Origin of the sequence: Ochrobactrum sp. BTU1, from assembly GCA_018798825.1 — a bacterium.
Lineage (GTDB): Bacteria > Pseudomonadota > Alphaproteobacteria > Rhizobiales > Rhizobiaceae > Brucella.
In genome coordinates, this window is sequence record CP076354.1 from 149980 (window position 1) to 170983 (window position 21004).

Here is a 21004-nt window from a genome sequence, read left to right on the forward strand (position 1 = left end):
TCAGTGTTCGTTTATGCGCCTATTTCAGATAGGTACGCAAAATCCGCATGATTTCGTCGATCTCTGCATCGGGATCTGCCACAGCATCGCGCGCTATCGTCTCACGAGCCTGGCCAAATGTCTCGCGGAAATGGCTTTCCAGCACTTCCGCCATCAATCCGTTGGCAGCCCCGCGCAACGCCGCAATCTGCTGCAAGAGTGCAGCACATTCCGTGCCTGCTTCCACCGCGCGCTCCAAGCCTTCGGCCTGGCCTTTGATGCGGCGCAGGCGCGTCAAAGCGCGCTTTTTGTCTTCCGGTGAATGCGGCATGGAATCTCCCGATTTTCATGAAGCCTATATACTATAGGGGAGTATGTCAATTGCTCCGGAAATGCCTTTTGCGAGAATGGTTTTCTCCGCAATTGGCATGGCCAAGATTTTAAGCCTCAAGCTTGAGATGCAGCAGCGGATAAGGGCGTCCCTGATCATCGGTTTCCGAGCGACCTGTCTCGACAAAACCGACATGGCGATAAAAGCCCACGCCTTGCGTGTTCTGCTCATTCACATCCACGGTCAGAGTGCCCCGCTTTTTCGCGTGCGCAATCATATGTTTGCCAATACCCTTGCCGCGTTGATCAGGCGAAATGAACAGGCTGTCGATATTGTTATCGGTCATGCCCATGAAGCCGACCGGCTTGCCGTCATCCTCAATGACATCGACTTCCACATTCGGCAGATATTGCTCACCGACCAGCTTTTCGATTTCAGCGAAATCTTCGCGGCTTAGAAAGTCATGCGTTGCCAGCACGCTTGCGCGCCAGATGGCAGTGAGGGCGGGGGCATCCGCCGGTTTAGATTTTCGGATATGGATCATAATCGTTCCTTGTGTGATAAGCACCAAAGCAACGCCTTTATAATACGGAATTTCATTTGACGAGTCTGCCCGATCTTCCCGTTACCCGCATTCTGCCGCAACTTGACGCCGCGTTTGCCACCCATGCAAGCGCAGTTCTTGTGGCACCTCCCGGCGCGGGTAAGACGACGCTGGTGCCGCTGCATTTTTTGAATGCAAGCTGGCGCGGTGACGGGATGATTGTGCTGCTCGAACCGCGTCGTCTCGCAGCCCGCGCTGCCGCGCGCCGCATGGCGCAGTTGCTCGGTGAAGAGCCGGGCGAGACGGTCGGCTATCGTATGCGCCTTGAAAGCAAGGTTTCGGCCAAGACCAAAATCCTCGTCGTCACTGAGGGCGTTTTTGCACGCATGATCCTCGACGATCCCGACCTAAAGGGCATTGCCGCTGTTCTGTTCGATGAGTTTCACGAGCGAAGCCTCGATGCGGATTTTGGTCTGGCGCTGGCGCTCGATGTGCAGGCCGCTTTGCGAGACGATTTAAAAATTCTCGTCATGTCGGCAACGCTGGATGGTGCGCGGGTGGCCTCACTTTTGGGCGATGCACCCATCATTGAGAGCGAAGGTCGAGCTTTCCCCGTTGATATTCGCCACCGCGACCGCAAGCCAGACGAACGCATTGAAGATGCGATGGTGAAAGCCATTCGCGAAGCGCTGGTCGATGAAACGGGCAGCATTCTTGCCTTTCTTCCTGGTCAGGGCGAGATCGAACGCACGGCAGGAACTCTGGAAAAGTTTCTGCCTGCCAATATCATTCTGGCCCCGCTTTATGGCGCGATGGAAGGCCGTGATCAGGATGCGGCAATCAAGCCAGCTCCCGCAGGACATCGCAAGGTAGTGCTGGCGACATCGATTGCCGAAACCTCCATCACAATCGACGGCGTTCGGGTGGTGATTGATTCTGGCCTTGCCCGCCTGCCAAAATACGAACCCGCCACCGGCCTGACCCGCCTTGAAACCGTGCGTACTTCGCGTGCGAGTGCTGATCAGCGCGCTGGTCGTGCCGGTCGTACCGAGCCGGGCATTGCCATCCGCCTCTGGCATCAGGGGCAAACGGCGTCACTCCCTGCTTTCTCTCCGCCTGAAATTCTGGAGGCTGACCTCTCCGGCCTTGTGCTTGATGCGGCCGCTTGGGGCGTGACCGATCCGGTAACGCTTTCGCTGCTCGACAAGCCGCCGCTACCGGCGCTCAAAGAAGCCAAAGCATTGCTTAGCCGGCTTGGTGCGCTTGATGAGGCTGGACGTCTGACCGCAGACGGCGAGGCCATGCGCTCGCTGGCACTCCCTGCACGCCTTGCACATATGGTGGCGGAAGCGGGCAAACGCGGCGAGGCTTTGCGGGCGGCGGAACTCGCCATGCTTTTGACCGAGCGTGGCCTTGGCGGCAATGAAACCGACCTCGACACGCGCATGTCGCGGTTCCGCAATGATCGTTCTGATCGCGCTCAGCGCGCCAAAGGTTTGGCGAAACGTCTGGCTGCAAATGTGCCCAGCAAAGGCGAAGCAGCAGGTTCAAGCGTTGGCCGCATACTGATCGATGCCTATCCAGACCGTATCGCCAAGGCGCGCGGCCAAACCGGGCAGTTCCTGCTGGCCAATGGCCGTGGCGGTGAGGTCGATCCCGCCATCAGCCTCAGCCGTGCGCAATGGCTGGTTGTGGCCGATATGTCGGGCAAGGCAGGTCGCGCACGCGTGCTTTCTGCGGCTGAAGTCTCTGAAACAGAAATCCGCACTGCTCTTGGCAACAAGATCGAAAGCGGCCGCCAAGTCGTCTATGACGCGGAAAAGAATGCATTGCGTGCCCGCGAGGCGGTGCGCATTGGCGCCATTGCCCTGTCGGAAAAGCCGCTTGCCGCTCCTTCCGGCGTGAGCGCCGATGAAGGCGTGATCGCTGCGGTGCGCGAGCACGGACTGCAAATCCTGCCTTGGGGCAAAGAGGCTGAAATCCTGCGTCGTCGTCTGGGCTGGCTCTATCGCGGCCTTGGCGATCCTTGGCCGTCTATGGATGACGACAATCTTATTGAGCGTCTTGATGAGTGGCTTTTGCCTTTCCTCACAGGCGAAGCGCAACTTGATCGTATCCCGGCGCATGTGTTGAAAAACGGTTTGATGAGCCTTGTGCCGTTCGATCTGCAACGCCTTGTCGATCAACTAGCACCCACGCATTTTGAAGTTCCGACTGGCTCAAGTATCCCGATCCGCTATGACACGGAGGAGCCGGTTCTCGCCGTCCGCGTGCAAGAGCTGTTCGGCCTTGGCATTCATCCGGCCATTGCCAATGGCAAAGTACCGCTTTTGCTGGAATTGCTTTCCCCCGCTCATCGCCCGATCCAGATCACGCGGGATCTGCCGGGTTTTTGGCAGGGCTCATGGGCCGATGTGCGCTCTGATATGCGTGGCCGCTATCCGCGCCATGTCTGGCCGGAAGATCCAGCCAATGCAGAAGCCACCCGCAGGGCAAAACCACGCGGCACCTGATACCGATCAGGAATGCAGAACGACGTGGACCTCATCCTGATCGCGGATGTTGAGATTTTCACGGATGCGCTTGTCCGAGATCAGCTCAATGCAGTCGTGCATATGTGATCCGATACGTCGGAAAATCCATACATTCATGGAACGGGAATGCGCATAAAGCGTCGCCCGCCATGCCTGGCCAATGCCGCGGCGTGGCTTGAAGAATTTGCGACGCAGACTGTTGTTCAGAATTTCGTGCTGCGGGATAGTGATGCTCGGTGGAACGAGGCCGCGATCCAGCGCCTTTAGCTGCTTGCGACGACTTTTCAGAATGGATGGGTATTCCATGATCTGCACATTCAGCGAGCCGGATGCAAAGTGATCCGGCCAGTCCTTTGGTGAATTATCCAGATGTTGTTTTCCAGGAATGACGAGCTCGGAATGTTTTCCAAGCCCGGACGATATCTTCCCCCTGAAGACAATCACGCGGCGCCCTCCATCGCTTTGCAGACAGTCCTGTTATAATTCCTTCACAAAATTGACACAATTGCTGATTGGCAGGTTTTGCCCATGAGGGGAAACTTGAAAATTCCCCACATAATAGGGCGTTGCGTGTCATGCACGCCAAAGCCTGCGACTGGATGACACAGTTCTGCTTGCGTGAATATGCGCCTTGCCGCATAAGGGGCGGATAGGGGTGATCATGCACGCAGAATTCGACAATCGGGCTTCAAATCTTTCGCGAAAGCCGCGCCTGACCACGTTGGTGCGTCTGCGCTGGCTGGCAATTGCTGGGCAAACCGCGACAGTCATGTTCGTGGCGCTCTATCTGCAATTCAATTTTGCAGTCGGTATCTGCTTCGCGCTGATTGCATGTTCCGCATGGCTCAATCTCTATCTGGCATTTCGCTTTCCCACCAATCACCGTTTAAGCCCGACGGCGGCAAGTATCGTGCTGGCGTTCGATATTCTGCAACTGGCAGGATTGCTTTATCTGACGGGCGGCGTTCAGAATCCCTTCGTTATCCTGATGATTGCTCCAGTCATCATTTCAGCAACGTCGCTTTCCGTGCGTCATACGCTGGCACTCGCATTGCTGGTTGTGCTCAGCACCTCTGTGTTGATGCTCTATTACAGGCCTCTGCCTTGGTATCCGGGCGAACATCTCGATTTGCCGATTTTGTTTGTCTCAGGCATCTGGTGCGCGATCATTGCTGCACTGGGCTTTACCGGTGTCTATGCCTATCGCATTGCGGAAGAAACACGCCAGCTGGGCGATGCTCTTGCTGCCACCGAACTCATCCTGCAACGCGAGCAGCACCTGACGGCACTTGATGGGCTGGCCGCCGCCGCCGCGCACGAACTCGGTACGCCCCTTGCCACCATCACTTTGGTCGTCAAGGAAATGCAGCGTACCTATGCCAAAAAACCGGACAGCGATCCGGGCCTTGCTGAAGACATTGCCCTGCTGCAATCGCAGGCTGCGCGCTGCCGTGAAATCCTCCAGCGGCTCACCAGCCTCTCTTCCGAAAACGAAGAGCATATGTCGAGGCTGCCGTTCTCATCGCTGATTGAGGAAGTGATCGAGCCGCATCGTGATTTCGGCATTTTGCTTGAAGTGGAAAAGCAGGAAGGTCCGAAGCCTGAGCCAGTGGTGCGTCGCAATCCGGGTCTTCTTTATGGTCTCGGCAACCTGGTGGAGAATGCTGTCGACTTTGCGCGCGATAAGGTCAGCGTCACTTGGGGCTGGACTGAAAACACCGTCAGCGTGACGATTCAGGATGACGGTGAAGGATTCAAACCAGAAATTCTGGACCGAATCGGTGAGCCCTATATGACCAGTCGTGACAGTGCACATAACGGTGGCGGCGGTCTTGGATTGGGACTTTTTATCGCGAAAACACTGCTGGAACGCTCTGGAGCGCAGATTAGCTTTAAAAATCGCAAGAATCCGGGGCAGGGTGCTGAAGTAAAAGTCACATGGCCTCGATCCGCTTTCATTGTAAGCTAATGAATATATTGCACAATTAATCTTGGGTTGAAGTGCTGTCGCTTTACGCACGGCGCTTCAATTTCATCAAATTTTCGTGCGCGCGATTAGAAATTGCATTTAATCACAATGCTTTACGCTCTGTTGCAATTTAAATTTTGCTGAGATTGCTTCAATAATTCAATGGCTATTTGACTTTTTGCCGCAGGGATATCAATAAGGAAACAAAAATACAGGCAGGAAGAATCCCGATGGACGACTTGAAGCAGGAAGACACCGAAGCCATAGGCAACGATCCGACCCTCCTTCTGGTTGATGACGATAAGCCGTTCTTGCAGCGCCTTGCACGCGCAATGGAAGGAAGGGGCTTTCAAGTGACCACGGCTGAATCAGTCGAGGAAGGCATCGCTGCCGCAAAAGCTTCCGCACCCGCTTATGCCGTTGTCGATATGCGCCTTGGCGATGGAAATGGCCTCGACGTCATTGAAGCCATCCGCACCCGCCGCACCGATACGCGTGCGATTGTGCTCACCGGCTATGGCAACATCGCTACTGCGGTGAATGCTGTGAAGCTTGGCGCGATTGATTATCTTTCCAAGCCAGCTGATGCTGATGAGGTTTTTGCAGCTCTGACCCGTCGTCCGGGCGAAAAGGTTGCACCGCCGGAAAATCCGATGTCCGCTGATCGTGTTCGCTGGGAGCATATTCAGCGCGTTTACGAGATGTGCGAGCGCAATGTTTCCGAAACGGCGCGTCGTCTCAACATGCATCGCCGTACTTTGCAGCGCATTCTGGCCAAGCGCGCACCGCGCTAAAACTAAGCCTCACAAGCATTTTAGGCTTTAATCTATATCGGTCTCGGGTACATCGAGACCTGCAAGCTCTGCAATCGTCAGACGAGCAGCACCTGCTCTTGCAAAACGCAGCATCAGCGCTTTGCGTGTAGCGCCTGAGAGCTTGTGTTCTGGCGCATCGCGCAGAATTTCCGCGCCATAACCATCCGATAAAATGAAGCCGCAATCTTCCGGAAAGATTTCGCGCGGCACGCTCGGATGCGTTGCAAAAAACAGCCGATCACAAAACGCGCGATAGTCTGGCCATTTCCGATCAGCCTTCCAGTCTTCGATAGAAGATTTGATCTCCACGATCCAGATTTCGCTCTTGCGGCTGACGGCGATCAGATCGGCGCGCCTGCCAGATGCCAGTGGCAGCTCCGGCAAAGTCGCCAGCCCCATTTCCAGGAATAGACGCTGAACACCACGACGCACCAGCATCGCGTTTTCGGATTGTCGTCCGTCAGAAAGTGGGTGTGTTTTGTTGGGAATCACGATCGGCATTTACGCATTTTGCGCCCTCAAATCGCGTTGAGCAATCGAAGAACGCTGATTTCCGACGGCATTCGAGTGGCGAAAATTTGTAAAAGATGGCAAGAAAATGGCTAAAACAGGATTTTTCAATTTACGGTTAACGGCTGGTTAACAATACTGACGCAACTTTGCACATGAATGAGCGATTCGCTCCTGATGATGGAAAATCTCAATCTGGGGGAAATTCATGAAGTCTCGTGTTTTGAAGCTGGCCGCAGCACTTCTTCTTGGTGGTGCACTTGCGGGCTGCTCCACGGTGGGTGGCACTTTTTATACTGCGTCCTATTCGTCGATCAGTGATGCTGGTTATACTATTCCAGCCATCCCGAACGAAAAGATCCCACAGCAATATCGCCGCCAGATCGTGAAGTATCAGACCGATGAAGCTCCGGGCACGATCATTGTCGAGACGCGCGAGAAGTTCCTTTATCTGGTGCAGCCAGACGGCAAGGCCATGCGTTATGGCATTGGTGTGGGCCGTGAAGGCTTCGGTTGGTCAGGAACGGCGCGTGTTGCAATGAAACGCGAATGGCCAACCTGGACCCCTCCATCAGCTATGATCAAGCGCCAGCCTGAACTGGCAAAATACCGCAATGGTATGGAACCGGGCCTTAGAAACCCGCTTGGTGCGCGCGCGCTTTATCTCTTCAACAAGGGCGGCGATACCGGCTACCGCATCCACGGCACGCCAGAATGGTGGTCGATCGGTAAAGCCATGTCTTCAGGCTGCGTTCGCATGATGAATCAGGACATCATCGATCTTTATGAGCGCGCAGAGCAGGGCGCAAAGGTTATCGTGAGGCAGTAATATCAAGGCGCGAAGATGCTGACGCATCACGCCTTGAAAAAGTTCAATCGCCACTCGGGCTTAACCAAAACTCCATGAGTCATACTCATGGAGTTTTAGTATAAAGCCTCCACAAACAAAAAGGCCGCTGAAAAGCGGCCTTTTTGTTAGGAATTATAAAAGCTTAGATTTGCTCGACCTGCTGAACTTCCGGCACGAAGTGGCGCAGAAGGTTCTGGATGCCATGCTTGAGCGTCGCTGTCGACGAAGGGCAGCCCGAGCAGGCGCCTTTCATGTGCAGGAACACGGTGCCGTTTTCAAAACCGCGGAAGGTGATGTCGCCGCCGTCCTGAGCAACTGCAGGGCGCACGCGGGTTTCGATCAGTTCCTTGATGGTTTCAACGATCTCAACATCGGCTTCATCGAAGAATTCTTCTTCGCCATGATCGTCACCGGCATTGGCGGCCGCGTTGCCAGTCATTGCTGGCGCACCGGACATGAAATGTTCCATGATCGTGCCGAGGATTGCCGGCTTCAAGTGCTGCCACTCGCCATCTTCCTTGGTAACGGTGATGAAATCATAGCCGAAGAAAACGCCGGTCACGCCAGGAACTGCAAAGAGCTTGGCAGCAAGCTGCGATGTATTGCCAGCACTTGCCGCATCGCGGAAATCCGCTGTGCCTTCAGGCATCACGACTTTGCCGGGCAGAAACTTCAGGGTCGCCGGGTTTGGCGTGGTCTCGGTCTGGATGAACATATCAGTTCTCCGCTTTCAATATCAGAAGCTTTTCGTAAGCATGGATGCGCATTAAGGCAAGCCTCATCTCAAAGGGCGCATGCGCGTTACGATCAATATAGGGTGATTATGTCACCGCATCAATGTCTTCATCCGAAAGACCGGCTGGAATGACGGTGACGGGAATTTGGAATTGGGCGCGATTGGCCAGAGACTGCACGAGAGGACCGGGGCCTTCATTACCTGATCCAGCTGCCAGCACCAGAATTGCAATGTCCTGATCTTCTTCGATGAGGTTCGGCAGCTCGTCGGAGATGCGACCTTCACGGATGATTAGCTCAGGCTCGATGCCCTGTTCTTCACGCACTTTGGCGGCGAATTTTTCCAGCGTTGAACGCGCGCGCTCTTCAGCTTCGGCGCGCATGATTTCACCCACGCCCAGGATTTGCTGAAAATCTGAATTGTCGATGACGAAAAGCATAACAAGCGCGCCGTTTGAGTTTTTCGCGCGGCGCGCAGCATAGGCAACGGCACGCCCGCATTCGGGCGTCTCGTCAATCACGGCAAGAAACTTGCGGCGGTGGCCGGCTTCCCGGCTAAGTCGTTTTGATACCATGGCGATAATGTGGCATTGCAAAGCGCCGCCCGCAAGCAGGCAGCGCCAGAATATTACAACCGGTTATTATCAGTTCTGCAGCCAGCCGATGATGTCCCGAACATTGCGCATGTTTGCTTCAGCAATCACGCTCGCACGTTCTCCGCCATCTTTCAGAACGCTGTCGATATAGGCAGGGTCAGCCACCAGACGACGCATTTCATGGGTGATTGGCGATAGTTTCGCAACGGCCAGATCAGCAAGTGCTGCCTTGAATTCGGAGAACTGACGCCCACCAAACTCGCCCAGAATATCTTGCTTCGATTTCGATGAAAGCGCTGCATAGATGCCGACGAGATTATCTGCTTCAGGGCGACCGCTCAGACCATCCAGTTCCGAAGGCAGACCGTCGGAATCGGTCTTGGCCTTACGGATCTTCTTATTGATGGTTTCTTCGTCATCAATCAGGTTGATGCGCGACAGATCCGACGGGTCGGATTTCGACATTTTCTTGGTGCCGTCACGCAGCGACATGATGCGCATGGCCGGACCCGAAATCATCGGTTCGGTCAGCGGGAAGAAGCCTGAAACCTGTTCGTCACCAACCTGCATGTCCACTCCGATGCCGAGCGAAGCAATGCGGTCGGAATAGTCGTTGTTGAACTTCTGCGCGATGTCGCGGGTGAGTTCCAGATGCTGCTTCTGGTCTTCGCCAACAGGCACATGGGTCGCGCGATAAAGCAGAATGTCGGCAGCCATCAGGCTTGGATAAGCGAAGAGACCAAGCGACGCATTTTCACGGTCCTTGCCAGCCTTGTCCTTGAACTGCGTCATGCGGCTCATCCAGCCGATGCGCGCCACACAGTTGAACACCCATGCCAGTTCGGCGTGCTGCATCACGCGGCTCTGGTTGAAGACGATGCTTCGCTTGGGGTCGATACCGGAGGCGAGGAAGGCGGCCGTCACTTCACGGGTTGACTGGATCAACTCGGCTGGATCGGGCGAGACGGTCAAGGCATGCATGTCTACCACACAGTAGATGCATTCCTGCGTCTCCTGAACCTCTACCCACCGCTTGATGGCACCCAGATAATTACCAAGGTGAAGGTTTCCGGTCGGTTGAACGCCGGAGAAGACAAGCGGTTTGAACGTGCTCATGATGTAATCCTGATGTTGGCCTTCGCCGGTGGAGAGCGAAGGTGTTTTTAATGGACGTCTTTTCGCAGAGGCATAGCGGCCTTTCAAGAGTGAATTATACTTCGCTCTCAGGCTCTTTCTTCACAGCGCCACGCTTGATGTTGCGGCGGATCATGCCGGTATTTGCACCACCCAGACCAAAGGCCAGCCCGAAATAGACGACCATTGCTGCCACAACCATGGCCGTGACGGTTCCAGCACGCACGCCAAAAGACGATGCCGATGAAAGCTCGTGAGCAAAATAGCCGATAGCAAAATGAATGCCGATGGCCATGACACCGGCTGCAATCAGCAGACGCGGAATACGGGTGAGCAAAGGAATATCGTTGCCCCAATGACCGCGCTTCACCAGCGTGGCAAAAAGCAACGCCGCATTGACCCAGCCAGCGGTGATTTCTGCAATCGCAATACCGCTTGGTCCCATGCGCTGAAACAGTGTTATGGCCAGTGAGACATTCACAACCACGGAAATTGCAGCGAAAATCATCGGTGTGCGTGTGTCTTCGCGCGCGAAGAAACCCGGAATGAAGGCTTTGATCAGCACGAAAGCTGGCAGGCCGATGCCGTAGATCGCCAGAATGTTTGAAACCACAAGTGTTGACTCGGCACTGAACTGGCCGCGTTCAAACAGAAGCCGCACAATCGGTTCCGACATCACCAGAAGGGCCGCGGCTGCAGGAAGCGTGAGGAACAGCGTGAACTCGACCGAGCGGTTTTGCAGGTTTGAGGCTTCCTTCATATGCCCACCGCGCAGTGCGCGCGACAATTCCGGCAGAAGCACGGTTGCAACAGCAATACCCACGACGCCAAGTGGCAGCTGGTAGATGCGGTCGGCATAAACGAGCGAGGAAACCGCGCCCTCCATGCCCGATGCGATGTTGGTGTTGATCAGCAGGTTGATCTGCGTGATGCCGCCGGTGATTGCCGCAGGCAGCGCCAGTATCAGCAGGCGTTTGACATTGGTAGTGAGACGCGGACGGCGAAAGCCGATTTTGATGCCTGCATTGCGCACGGCGATCCAGACGATTGCCAGTTGCACAAGACCCGCAGCCATCACACCCCAGGATAGCCCATAGCCAACTGCCAGCGCGTCATAACCCTTCCACCATGCAAAGGCCAGAACGCCGATCAGGATGATGTTGAGAAAGATCGGTGCGATGGCTGCCGCAAAATAGCGATGCAGGGAATTCAGCATCCCGCCCATCATGGCCGCAAGCGACATACAAGCCAGATAGGGGAACATGATGATCGCGAGCCGCACCGTATTGTCGAACTTCACCGGATCGTCGGTGAAGCCCGGAGCAATGACCGTGCGCACGATAAACGGCATGGAGAGTTCCATCGCGATGGTGATGAAAAGCAGCACCGTGAAAAGAACGCCAAACACCTCTTCAGAAAAGCGACGAGCGCCTTCCATACCGTTCTTTTCAATTTCCTTGGCGAAAAGTGGCACGAAGGCTGCGTTGAACGCGCCTTCGGCAAACAATCTGCGGAACGTGTTCGGGAAACGGAAAGCGGCATTGAACGCATCGGCAACCGGGCCGGTGCCAAGTGCCGCCGCCATGAACATTTCGCGCGTGAAGCCGAAAATGCGGCTCATCAGCGTTCCAGACGCAACGGTTGCGAACTTTTTGACCAAACTCATTTACTGAAAAACCTATGCTGCTGCGCGACCGTTGGTTTTGGCGCCGTTTTCACCGCCCAGCACGGCAAGAAGCTTACGCCTGATATTGCCCTGTCGGGTTGCATTTGAAATCTTGTGTCCCACCAGATCGGTTACATAAAAACTGTCGATCACCTTCTCGCCGAAGGTTGTGATATGCGCCGAAGCAATATCCAGCGAAAGGTCAGAAATAAGGCCGGTCAGTTCCGACAAAAGGCCGGGCCGATCAAGACCTTCCACTTCAATCACCGTAAACTTGTCGGAAAGCGCGTTGTTGATCTCGACACGCGGCTCGACTTTGAAAGCCTTTGCACCGCGCTTGGGCTTTGTCCGCTTGGCAAGTACATCCGGCAGATGCGCTTTGCCTGACAGCACGTCTTCGATCACCTTGCCCACGCGTTCTGCACGGCGGCGCTCGTCTTCATCTGTGTCGAATTCGCGGCTGATCAGGATCGTATCGAGCGCACGCCCGTCGCCGGTGGTGAAGATCTGAGCGTCAACAATGTTGCCGCCAGCCGCCGCACAGGCGCCTGTGATGATCGACAACAGGCGCGGATGGTCGGGCGCAAGCACGGTGATTTCCGTCACTGCTTCAAATGTATGCGGCTTTGCAAGCGTCGCCAGCGCGCGGCCATTCTGGTCGGCATCGCGGATGAAATGCGCATGACGCACCTGATCGTCAAGGCTGACGGTGAGGAAGTAATTGGTGTAATGCAGGCCGAGATAAGCTTCGCGCTCTGCTTCCGGCCAATCGGCAAGCTTTTCGGCAAGGGCTGCGCGTGCCTGCCGGTCGCGATCGGCGCGTGGCAGTTTGGAGAAGCCGCCTGTGAGAACCAGCTCGGTTTCATAGAAAAGCGTGCGCAGCAGCTGGCCTTTCCAGCCGTTCCACACGCCGGGACCGACGCCCTTGATATCGCAGACCGTCAGGATCAGCAGAAGCTTCAGCCGCTCCATCGTCTGCACGGTATCGGCGAAATCGACGATTGTTTTACGGTCGTTGAGATCGCGTGACTGTGCAACCATGCTCATGGTCAGGTGTTCGCGTACCAGCCATTCGACGGTTTCCGTTTCCGACGGCGAAAGGCCGAAACGCGGGCAAAGTTTTTTGGCAATGCGCGCGCCTGCAACCGAATGATCTTCCGGTCGTCCCTTGGCGATGTCGTGCAAAAGCATCGCCACATAAAGCAGATTGCGATCACGTTTGATGGTGGTGATCAAATGGTTTGAAAGCGGGTGCTCATTTTCCAGCTCACCATGCTCAATCTCGGAAAGCACGGCAATGCAACGCAGCAGATGCTCGTCCACCGTGTAGTGATGGTACATGTTGAACTGCATCATCGCGACGATTTTGCCGAAATCCGGGATGAATTTACCGAGCACGCCGGATTCATTCATGCGACGCAAAATGAGTTCCGGATTGCGGGGTGAGGTCAGCACTTCCAGAAACAGCCTGTTGGCTTCCGGGTTCTCGCGCAGTTCCGAATTGATGAGTTTCAGCGAGCGGGTGAGCTGCTGCATGGCATCGGGATGAAATTCCAGCCCGAGCTTGTCGGCAAGGTGGAAGATGCGGATAATATTGACCGGATCGCGTTTGAACACATCTGCATCGGCAATGTTGATGCGATGGTTTTCGGAAACGAAATCATTGCTTCCGGCAAGCTTGCGCTTGCGGCGCGAGAAGGTGAGGAAGATGCGGTTGAAGCCCGGCACATGCTTTGCCTGTTCTTCTTCCAGCGCCGCACAGAGAATGCGCGTCAGATCGCCGACGTCCTTGGCGACGAGGAAGTAGTGCTTCATGAAGCGTTCGACATAGTTCTGGCCGGGATGCGCCGTATAACCCAGACGCTGAGCAATTTCCGGCTGAATGTCGAAGGAAAGGCGCTCTTCTGCCTTCAGCGTTGCAAAATGCATATGGCAGCGCACGGCCCAGAGAAAATCTTCGGCCTTGTTGAACAGGCGCAATTCGGCTCGTGACAGCACGCCGAGCTTGATCAGCTCTTCCTTGCTTTTGACACGATAGAAATATTTGGCAATCCAGAACAGCGTATGCAGATCGCGCTGGCCGCCTTTGCCTTCCTTGACGTTTGGCTCAACCAGATAGCGGGTTTCGCCCGCCTTCTTGTGGCGATTGTCACGCTCGGCAAGTTTGGCCTGGATAAATTCAGGCCCCGTATCCTTGACCACTTCTTCGTCAAAACGAGTGACGAGAGAGCTGAACAGATCGCGATTGCCGATAATAAAACGCGCATCCAGAATGGCGGTGCGGATTGTCATATCTTCGCGCGAAAGACGAATGCATTCGTCGATATTGCGGGTGGAGTGGCCGACTTTCAGCCCCATATCCCAGAGCATGTAAAGCATATATTCGGCGACCTGCTCACCCCACGGCGTCTGCTTATAGGGAAGCAGAAACAGCAGATCGATGTCCGAACCGGGCGCAAGCCCACCACGACCATAGCCACCAACAGCCACAACCGCCATGTTCTCGGCTTTCGACGGATTAAGCATCGGATAGGCTTTGGTGCTGGCAAATTCGAACAATACGCTGATCAGCGTATCCATCAGATAAGACAGGCGCCGCGCGCAAAGCGTGCCGCCGCCATCCTTCATCAGCAGATTTTCGGCATTGGCGCGACCGCGCACCAGAGCATCCTTGAGCGCCTGCAGCACAACCTTGCGAACGGGCATACTTGTGTAGTTTTCGTCGGCCGAATCCGCGAGCTCATTGATCTTGCGGCGGAGTGTTTCGGGATTGACGATTTCATCGAGCTTCAGGTCGTGTGCGCTCATGCGGCTTGTATGTCCGGCTTGCCATAGCGCCGTGCGTCCGTTTGGACGCACAAAGGACGCTATGCATTGTTGAACCTACCTCTCGTGCTTTGCAAAGCACGAGAGGTAGAAGAGAACTGACGGAACTATCCTATAGCCGGTTTTAAATATGGTGAACATTGAAAAGAAAAGGCCGGGCATTGCCCGGCCTTTATCACATTGTCATGCGTCTTTTCAGTTGCCAGCGTTATAAGCTGCAATAGCCGCCATATTGACGATATCGGTATCTTTCGCGCCAATGCTGACAATCTGTGCTGGCTTGTCGAGGCCAACCAGCAGCGGACCGATGATCGTTGCACCGCCCAGCTCCTGAAGCATATTGGCTGCGATCGATGCCGAGTGATTGTCGGGCGTAACGATGACATTGGCCGGGCCCGACAGACGGATGAACGGATAACGCTCCATCAGCTTCGGGTTCAGCGCTACGTCAGCGCTCATTTCGCCGTCAAACTCGAAATCGACGTGACGCGTGTTGAGAATGCGCACGGCTTCCTGAATACGCGTTGCGCTTTCGCCGCCCATATGGCCGAAGGTCGAAAATGCGGTGAGTGCAACACGCGGCACATAGCCCATGCGGCGTGCCATGCCAGCGGCTTCAACAGCGATATCGGCAAGTTCTTCGGCGGTTGGCTTTTCATGGACTGCGGTGTCGGCGATGAACACGGTGCGGCCACGGCAGAGCGCAATGGAAACACCGACGAGACGATGGCCCGGCTTCGAATCGATCACGCGGCGCACATCTTCGAGGCCAGTCGCATAGTTGCGGGTGATCCCCGTTACCATGCCGTCAGCATCGCCAAGGGCAACCATACAGGCCGCAAAATGATTGCGATCATTGTTGATCAGGCGATGGCAATCGCGCGTCAGATAGCCTTTGCGCTGAAGCTTCTCATAGAGATAGTCGGCATAGGCCGAGTTGCGGCTCGACAGTCGCGCATTGATAACTTCAATGCCCGGACGGTTAAGATCGAGACCGGCTTCCTTGGCGGTTTCTGCAACACGCTCTTCGCGGCCAACCAGAATAGCGGTGCCAAGACCCTGATTGACGTAAGAGACAGCGGCGCGCATGACCTGTTCTTCTTCGCCTTCGGCAAAGACGATGCGCTTTGGCTGACGACGCACGCGCTCATAGATGCCGCGTAGTGTGGAGGCAATCGGATCGCGACGGGCGAGCAGTTCCTGCTTGTAGCCCTCAATGTCTTCAATCACACGTCCGGCAACACCGGTTTCAATTGCAGCTTTTGCGACAGCTGCCGAAACGGTTGCCAGCAGGCGCGGATCGAACGGCACCGGAATGATATATTGCGGACCAAAACGCGGGCGGCTGCCCTGATAGGCAGCAACCACATCATCCGGCACGTCCTCGCGTGCCAATTCCGCGATTGCATAGACGGCTGCAATCTTCATCTCGTCATTGATCGTGGTGGCCCGAACATCGAGTGCGCCACGGAAAATATACGGGAAGCCGAGAACGTTGTTGACCTGGTTCGGATAGTCCGAACGGCCGGTTGCAACGATCGCATCGCTGCGCACTTCGGCGACATCTTCCGGCGTGACTTCCGGGTCCGGATTGGCCATTGCAAAGATGATCGGATTTGGCGCCATCGAACGCACCATTTCCTTGGTCAGCGCGCCCTTTGCCGAAACGCCGAAGAAGATGTCGGCATCTTTCATAGCGTCTTCGAGCGTGCGCTTGGAAGTCTTGATGGCATGAGCCGACTTCCACTGGTTCATGCCTTCTCCGCGGCCCTGATAGACAACGCCCTTGGTGTCGCAGAGCGTGACGTTTTCAGATGGGAAGCCGATAGCCTTGATCAGTTCGATACAGGCAATGCCTGCCGAGCCTGCGCCATTACAGACGAGCTTGGTATTCTTGATGTCGCGGCCAGTCAGTTGCAGCGCGTTGATCATGCCGGCTGCGGCGATAATTGCCGTGCCATGCTGGTCATCGTGGAAAACCGGAATATCCATCACTTCGCGCAAGCGCTGTTCGATGATGAAGCAATCCGGTGCCTTGATGTCTTCGAGATTGATGCCGCCGAAGGATGGGCCGAGATAGCGCACAGCGTTGATGAATTCATCAATGTTTGTGGTATCGACTTCCAAATCGATGGAATCCACGTCCGCAAAGCGCTTGAAGAGGACGGCCTTGCCTTCCATGACGGGCTTGGAGGCCAGCGCGCCGAGATTGCCGAGACCCAGAATGGCGGTGCCGTTGGAAATGACCGCAACCAGATTGCCCTTGGCCGTATAATCATAGGCGGTGGCAGGGTTTTCTGCGATTGCCTTGACCGGCACGGCGACGCCTGGCGAATAGGCCAGCGACAGGTCGCGCTGCGTGGTCATTGGCTTGGTGGGATTGATTTCCAGCTTACCTGGGCGGCCCTGAGCGTGAAAGTCGAGCGCTTCCTTCTCACTGGCTGTGGGTGTGCGTTCTGGCGTGTTGCCCTTCGGCGTCGAGACTGGCATGTTCCCTCCGGTTTCTTCTGCGGGACGAATTCGATAGCGTCAGTCTGTGGGAGTGTAAACAGCGCATTTTGGAATAGATATTCATCCAAAAAAGCATGATATCGATATTATTATGTCTTTAAATGGATTTAAATCGCAATAAATGAAGGTTTAGCATGGAAGCGAAGGTCGAAGAGAAACAGTTGGAAGCGGGGGAAAATACCACGCAGGAAACCGCTGTTCGCCTCACGCCCATGATGGAACAGTATATTGAGATCAAAGCCGCGAATGTTGATTCGCTGCTTTTCTATCGTATGGGCGACTTTTACGAGCTGTTCTTCGACGATGCGGTAGAAGCTTCCAGAGCGCTGGGCATCACGCTCACCAAGCGTGGCAAGCACCTGGGCGAAGATATTCCGATGTGCGGTGTGCCGGTTCATGCTTCCGATGATTACCTCCAGCGACTGATCGCTAAAGGTTATCGCGTTGCGGTTTGCGAGCAGATTGAAGACCCGGCGGAAGCCAAGAAGCGTGGCTCCAAATCGGTGGTCCGCCGTGATGTGATCCGGCTTGTAACCCCGGGCACAATCACAGAAGAAAAGCTGCTCGATCCGTCCGAAGCCAATTATCTGATGGCGCTTGGCCGCACCAAGGGCGACGGCGCGCTGGCGCTTGCGTGGATTGATATTTCGACCGGCACATTCCGCGTGTCAGAAACAACTGACGACCGGCTTTTTGCCGATGTTGCACGCATTGATCCGCGTGAATTGGTCGTCGCTGACACGGCGTTTCACGATGCCGATCTGCGTCCGACTTTTGATCTCATTGGCAAGTCTGTCATTCCGCAGCCAGCAACCCTGTTTGACAGTGCGGCGGCTGAGAACCGTATCCAGCGCTACTTCAATGTGGCGACACTGGATGGTTTCGGACAGTTCAGCCGTTCCGAGCTTTCCGCCATTTCCGGTGCGATTGCCTATATCGAAAAGACGCAGATTGCCGAGCGCCCTCCGTTGATGCGGCCTGAACGCGAGCAGGAAGGCGGTACGATTTTCATCGATCCCGCCACCCGCGCAAGCCTCGAACTCGCCCGCACTATGTCGGGCAATCGTGAGGGCAGTCTGCTCAAGGCCATCGACCGCACGGTAACGGGTGGGGGTGCACGGCTTCTGGCAGAACGTTTGACGGCACCCTTGACCGATCCCAAAGCGATTGCGCTGCGCCTTGATGCCGTTTCGTGGTTTCTGAGCGAACAAGCGCTTTGCGAAGGGCTGCGACTGGAACTTAAAGGCGTGCCGGATATGCCGCGTGCCTTGTCGCGTCTGGCGGTGGGTCGTGGTGGTCCGCGTGATCTTGGTGCCTTGCAGCGGGGTTTTGAGGCCGCAAACGGCATTGGCTCGCTTCTCGAAGGCGCACTTCTGCCTGATGAACTGGCTCAGGCACGCGAAGCGATTGAGACCTTGCCTGTCAGCTTTGCTGCCCATATCGACCGCGCACTTGCCGAGGAAATGCCGCTTTTGAAGCGCGACGGCGGCTTCGTGCGTCAGGGCTATAATGCCGAGCTTGATGAAATGCGCGCGCTGCGTGATCAGTCGCGCCGTGTCATTGCCGGGCTTCAGGCCGATTACATCGAGGAAACCGGCATTAAAACGTTGAAAATTAAGCATAACAACGTGCTTGGTTACTTCATCGAAGTCACAGCTAATAATTCAGGCACCATGACCGATACGGTTGAAGCCAAGGGCCGCTTCATCCATCGTCAGACCATGGCCAATGCCATGCGTTTCACCACCACGGAACTGGCAGAGCTGGAAAGCAAGATCGCCAATGCAGCCGATCGTGCGCTCTCCATTGAGCTGGCAATCTTTGAAGAATTGACTGCGGAAGCGGTCAGCCATGCCGATAGTATTCGTGCGGCGGCTGTAGCCCTTTCGGTATTCGACGTTTCAGCTTCGCTGGCAGTTCTTGCGGAAGAGCAGGGCTATTGCCGTCCGCTGGTTGATGACAGCTTGTCTTTCAACATCGTCGCTGGCCGTCATCCGGTGGTTGAGCAGGCATTGCGTCGGCAGGCGGCCAATCCGTTTGTGGCCAATGATTGTGATCTTTCACCGCAAAACGACGGTGGAAATGGTGCGATCTGGTTGCTGACTGGCCCGAATATGGGCGGTAAATCGACCTTCTTGCGCCAAAATGCGCTGATCGCGATCATGGCGCAGATGGGTTCGTTTGTGCCAGCGGGCTCCGCACAAATCGGTGTTGTGGACAGGCTTTTCAGCCGTGTTGGCGCGTCGGATGATCTGGCACGGGGCCGTTCGACCTTCATGGTGGAAATGGTTGAAACTGCCGCCATTCTTAATCAGGCGGGTGAGCGTTCGCTGGTCATTCTCGATGAAATTGGTCGTGGCACGGCAACCTTTGACGGGCTTTCGATTGCCTGGGCGGCAGTGGAATATCTGCATGAGAAGAACCGCTGTCGCGCACTCTTTGCGACCCACTTCCATGAAATGACGGCACTCTCTGAAAAGCTCGATCGGCTGTTCAACGTCACCATGCGGGTCAAGGAATGGGACAATGATGTCGTCTTCCTGCATGAAGTGGCAAAGGGTGCGGCTGATCGCTCATATGGCGTGCAGGTTGCGCGCCTTGCAGGTCTACCGGAAGCTGTCGTTAATCGCGCGCGCGATGTGCTGCATCAGCTGGAAGCCGGTGAAACCTCTGGTAAGGCCGACAAGCTGATTGATGATCTGCCGCTGTTTTCCGTTGTGTTGCAACAGGAAAAGCCCAAGCCACAGGCTGCCGCAAAGGACAGCGAATTGGCAAAGGCTGTGGCAGCGATCAGCCCCGATGAGCTGACGCCGCGTGAAGCGCTTGAACTGGTTTATAAGCTGAAGGAATTGGCTGGCAGGGCGTGAAATTAGAAAAGGCGAAGCTGAGCTTCGCCTTTTCTTTTATACAAACCTGTTAGCGTCCGCGCCGTAATACGTAATGTAGCGGCTGGAAATGCGCTCAATCGGCAGGATGATGAAAACATCGGTCGTGCCGAAAGCTTCATCGATCACTGCGCCATCACCAATCATGGCACCAAGACGCAAGTAACCCTTCACCAGTGGCGGCATTGAGAACAACGCAACCTTGGTGTTGATCGCTTCCTTCGGCATCAAATCCATAGGCTGATAGCGATGTGGCAGCGCGCGCACATCCCAGTCAGGCGTTGCACGGCAGTTCTGATGCAGGAACGACAGTCCCAGCGCATGTGCGGCTGGCACGGCACCATGGAACGATGCACAGCCAAACATCACGTCAATCGAATGACGACGGCAATAAGCCCATGCACCCTGCCACAACAGCTCGACCGTGCGCTTGGAGCGATATTCAGCCTTCACACAGGAACGGCCAAGCTCAAGAAGTTTGAGGTTTGGGCGTGAAAGTGCGAGACGCTGCACATCATATTCGTCTGCTGAATAGAAACCGAGTGCCTTTTCGGCCTGATCACTACGCATCAAGCGATAGGTGCCGACGATCTGCTGATGTTCAGGCACGGGCAATGCAGTATCATAAACAAGAAGATGGTCGCAGATGGCGTCGAAACGGTCGGCGTCTCTTAATTCAACTTCTTCGATGGTTTCCTTGCGGGCGCCCATTTCTTCGAAGAAGACGCGAAAGCGCAATTCCTGCGCCGCTTCGATTGCGTCGCGGGAGTTTGCTAGTCTTACTTCCAGCGATCCGATGCGTCCCAGAATGATAGGGTCGCTTCCAGATGCGAAAAGCGATGGTTGTGCTTCTATGCCCGACATGATCGTATCATCAATGATTTGCTGGTCCATTCCAAGCAGTACTGACATGATGATTCGCTCCTGATCCTGTTGTTCACGCAATCCTGAACGGTGTGCTTGCTGGTATTTCAGCAAATGCTAACCGTTTCCGCTTTTTCCACGGCCTGGTTGCGTGGACATGACGTCCATTCTAACCGAAGCAGTACAGATTCAGTGCTACGCGACGATGACAGAACCGTGTCACCAATGTGTCAATTCAGGCTGTCGAACCTTATC

16 protein-coding genes are annotated in these 21004 nt (G+C 55.3%); 5 read left to right on the top strand and 11 right to left on the bottom strand.

Annotation, left to right across the window (positions count from 1 at the left end; translation table 11 throughout):
* Window positions 1–19 precede the first annotated feature (19 nt).
* Window positions 20–310 (bottom strand): metal/formaldehyde-sensitive transcriptional repressor, encoded by a 291-nt coding sequence (locus KMS41_00665; protein QWK77793.1) that lies wholly within the window; start codon window positions 308–310, stop codon window positions 20–22.
* A 109-nt stretch (window positions 311–419) separates the two neighbouring features.
* Complete coding sequence (locus KMS41_00670) at window positions 420–854, bottom strand: acetyltransferase (GenBank protein QWK77794.1); 435 nt, start codon at window positions 852–854, stop codon at window positions 420–422.
* A 56-nt stretch (window positions 855–910) separates the two neighbouring features.
* Here KMS41_00670 and hrpB point away from each other — a divergent pair, with 56 nt between their 5' ends.
* Complete coding sequence (hrpB, locus tag KMS41_00675) at window positions 911–3367, top strand: ATP-dependent helicase HrpB (protein QWK77795.1); 2457 nt, start codon at window positions 911–913, stop codon at window positions 3365–3367.
* A 6-nt stretch (window positions 3368–3373) separates the two neighbouring features.
* On the opposite strand, the gene KMS41_00680 is transcribed toward hrpB, so the two are convergent.
* Window positions 3374–3832, bottom strand: a complete 459-nt coding sequence (locus tag KMS41_00680; GenBank protein QWK77796.1) for a DUF120 domain-containing protein — start codon at window positions 3830–3832, stop codon at window positions 3374–3376.
* Between the two features lie 217 nt (window positions 3833–4049).
* Here KMS41_00680 and KMS41_00685 point away from each other — a divergent pair, with 217 nt between their 5' ends.
* Entirely contained in the window at window positions 4050–5357 is a 1308-nt protein-coding gene (locus KMS41_00685) for an ActS/PrrB/RegB family redox-sensitive histidine kinase (GenBank protein ID QWK77797.1), read from the top strand.
* Window positions 5358–5587: 230 nt separating this feature from the next.
* Window positions 5588–6151, top strand: a complete 564-nt coding sequence (gene regA, locus KMS41_00690) for a global response regulator transcription factor RegA (GenBank protein ID QWK77798.1) — start codon at window positions 5588–5590, stop codon at window positions 6149–6151.
* Between the two features lie 27 nt (window positions 6152–6178).
* On the opposite strand, the gene KMS41_00695 is transcribed toward regA, so the two are convergent.
* The gene (locus KMS41_00695; GenBank protein ID QWK77799.1) at window positions 6179–6673 is read right to left on the bottom strand and encodes an MmcB family DNA repair protein; all 495 of its coding nucleotides are present in this window, start codon (window positions 6671–6673) and stop codon (window positions 6179–6181) included.
* Window positions 6674–6890: 217 nt separating this feature from the next.
* On the opposite strand from KMS41_00695, the gene KMS41_00700 reads away from it, so the two are divergent.
* On the top strand, window positions 6891–7511 hold the full coding sequence (locus KMS41_00700) for a L,D-transpeptidase (protein ID QWK77800.1): 621 nt from the start codon (window positions 6891–6893) through the stop codon (window positions 7509–7511).
* Between the two features lie 163 nt (window positions 7512–7674).
* On the opposite strand, the gene KMS41_00705 is transcribed toward KMS41_00700, so the two are convergent.
* The 6 genes from KMS41_00705 to KMS41_00730 all read right to left on the bottom strand — a co-directional run bounded on the left by KMS41_00705 (window position 7675) and on the right by KMS41_00730 (window position 16979).
* Complete coding sequence (locus KMS41_00705) at window positions 7675–8247, bottom strand: NifU family protein (protein QWK77801.1); 573 nt, start codon at window positions 8245–8247, stop codon at window positions 7675–7677.
* Between the two features lie 106 nt (window positions 8248–8353).
* Window positions 8354–8842: a universal stress protein gene (locus KMS41_00710; GenBank protein ID QWK77802.1), complete on the bottom strand. Its 489-nt coding sequence runs from the start codon at window positions 8840–8842 to the stop codon at window positions 8354–8356.
* 69 nt (window positions 8843–8911) lie between these two features.
* Window positions 8912–9979 carry a tryptophan--tRNA ligase gene (gene trpS / locus KMS41_00715; GenBank protein QWK77803.1) on the bottom strand — a complete coding sequence of 356 codons (1068 nt, stop codon included), beginning with the start codon at window positions 9977–9979 and terminating at the stop codon, window positions 8912–8914.
* A 94-nt stretch (window positions 9980–10073) separates the two neighbouring features.
* The gene (murJ, locus tag KMS41_00720) at window positions 10074–11663 is read right to left on the bottom strand and encodes a murein biosynthesis integral membrane protein MurJ (GenBank protein QWK77804.1); all 1590 of its coding nucleotides are present in this window, start codon (window positions 11661–11663) and stop codon (window positions 10074–10076) included.
* 12 nt (window positions 11664–11675) lie between these two features.
* Window positions 11676–14471, bottom strand: a complete 2796-nt coding sequence (locus KMS41_00725; GenBank protein QWK77805.1) for a [protein-PII] uridylyltransferase — start codon at window positions 14469–14471, stop codon at window positions 11676–11678.
* Between the two features lie 213 nt (window positions 14472–14684).
* Window positions 14685–16979, bottom strand: coding sequence for an NADP-dependent malic enzyme (locus tag KMS41_00730; GenBank protein ID QWK77806.1), 2295 nt, complete (start codon window positions 16977–16979; stop codon window positions 14685–14687).
* Between the two features lie 155 nt (window positions 16980–17134).
* On the opposite strand from KMS41_00730, the gene mutS reads away from it, so the two are divergent.
* The gene (gene mutS / locus KMS41_00735) at window positions 17135–19867 is read left to right on the top strand and encodes a DNA mismatch repair protein MutS (protein QWK77807.1); all 2733 of its coding nucleotides are present in this window, start codon (window positions 17135–17137) and stop codon (window positions 19865–19867) included.
* A 36-nt stretch (window positions 19868–19903) separates the two neighbouring features.
* Here mutS and KMS41_00740 read toward each other — a convergent pair whose 3' ends face one another.
* Window positions 19904–20797: a GNAT family N-acetyltransferase gene (locus KMS41_00740; protein QWK77808.1), complete on the bottom strand. Its 894-nt coding sequence runs from the start codon at window positions 20795–20797 to the stop codon at window positions 19904–19906.
* Window positions 20798–21004 lie beyond the last annotated feature (207 nt).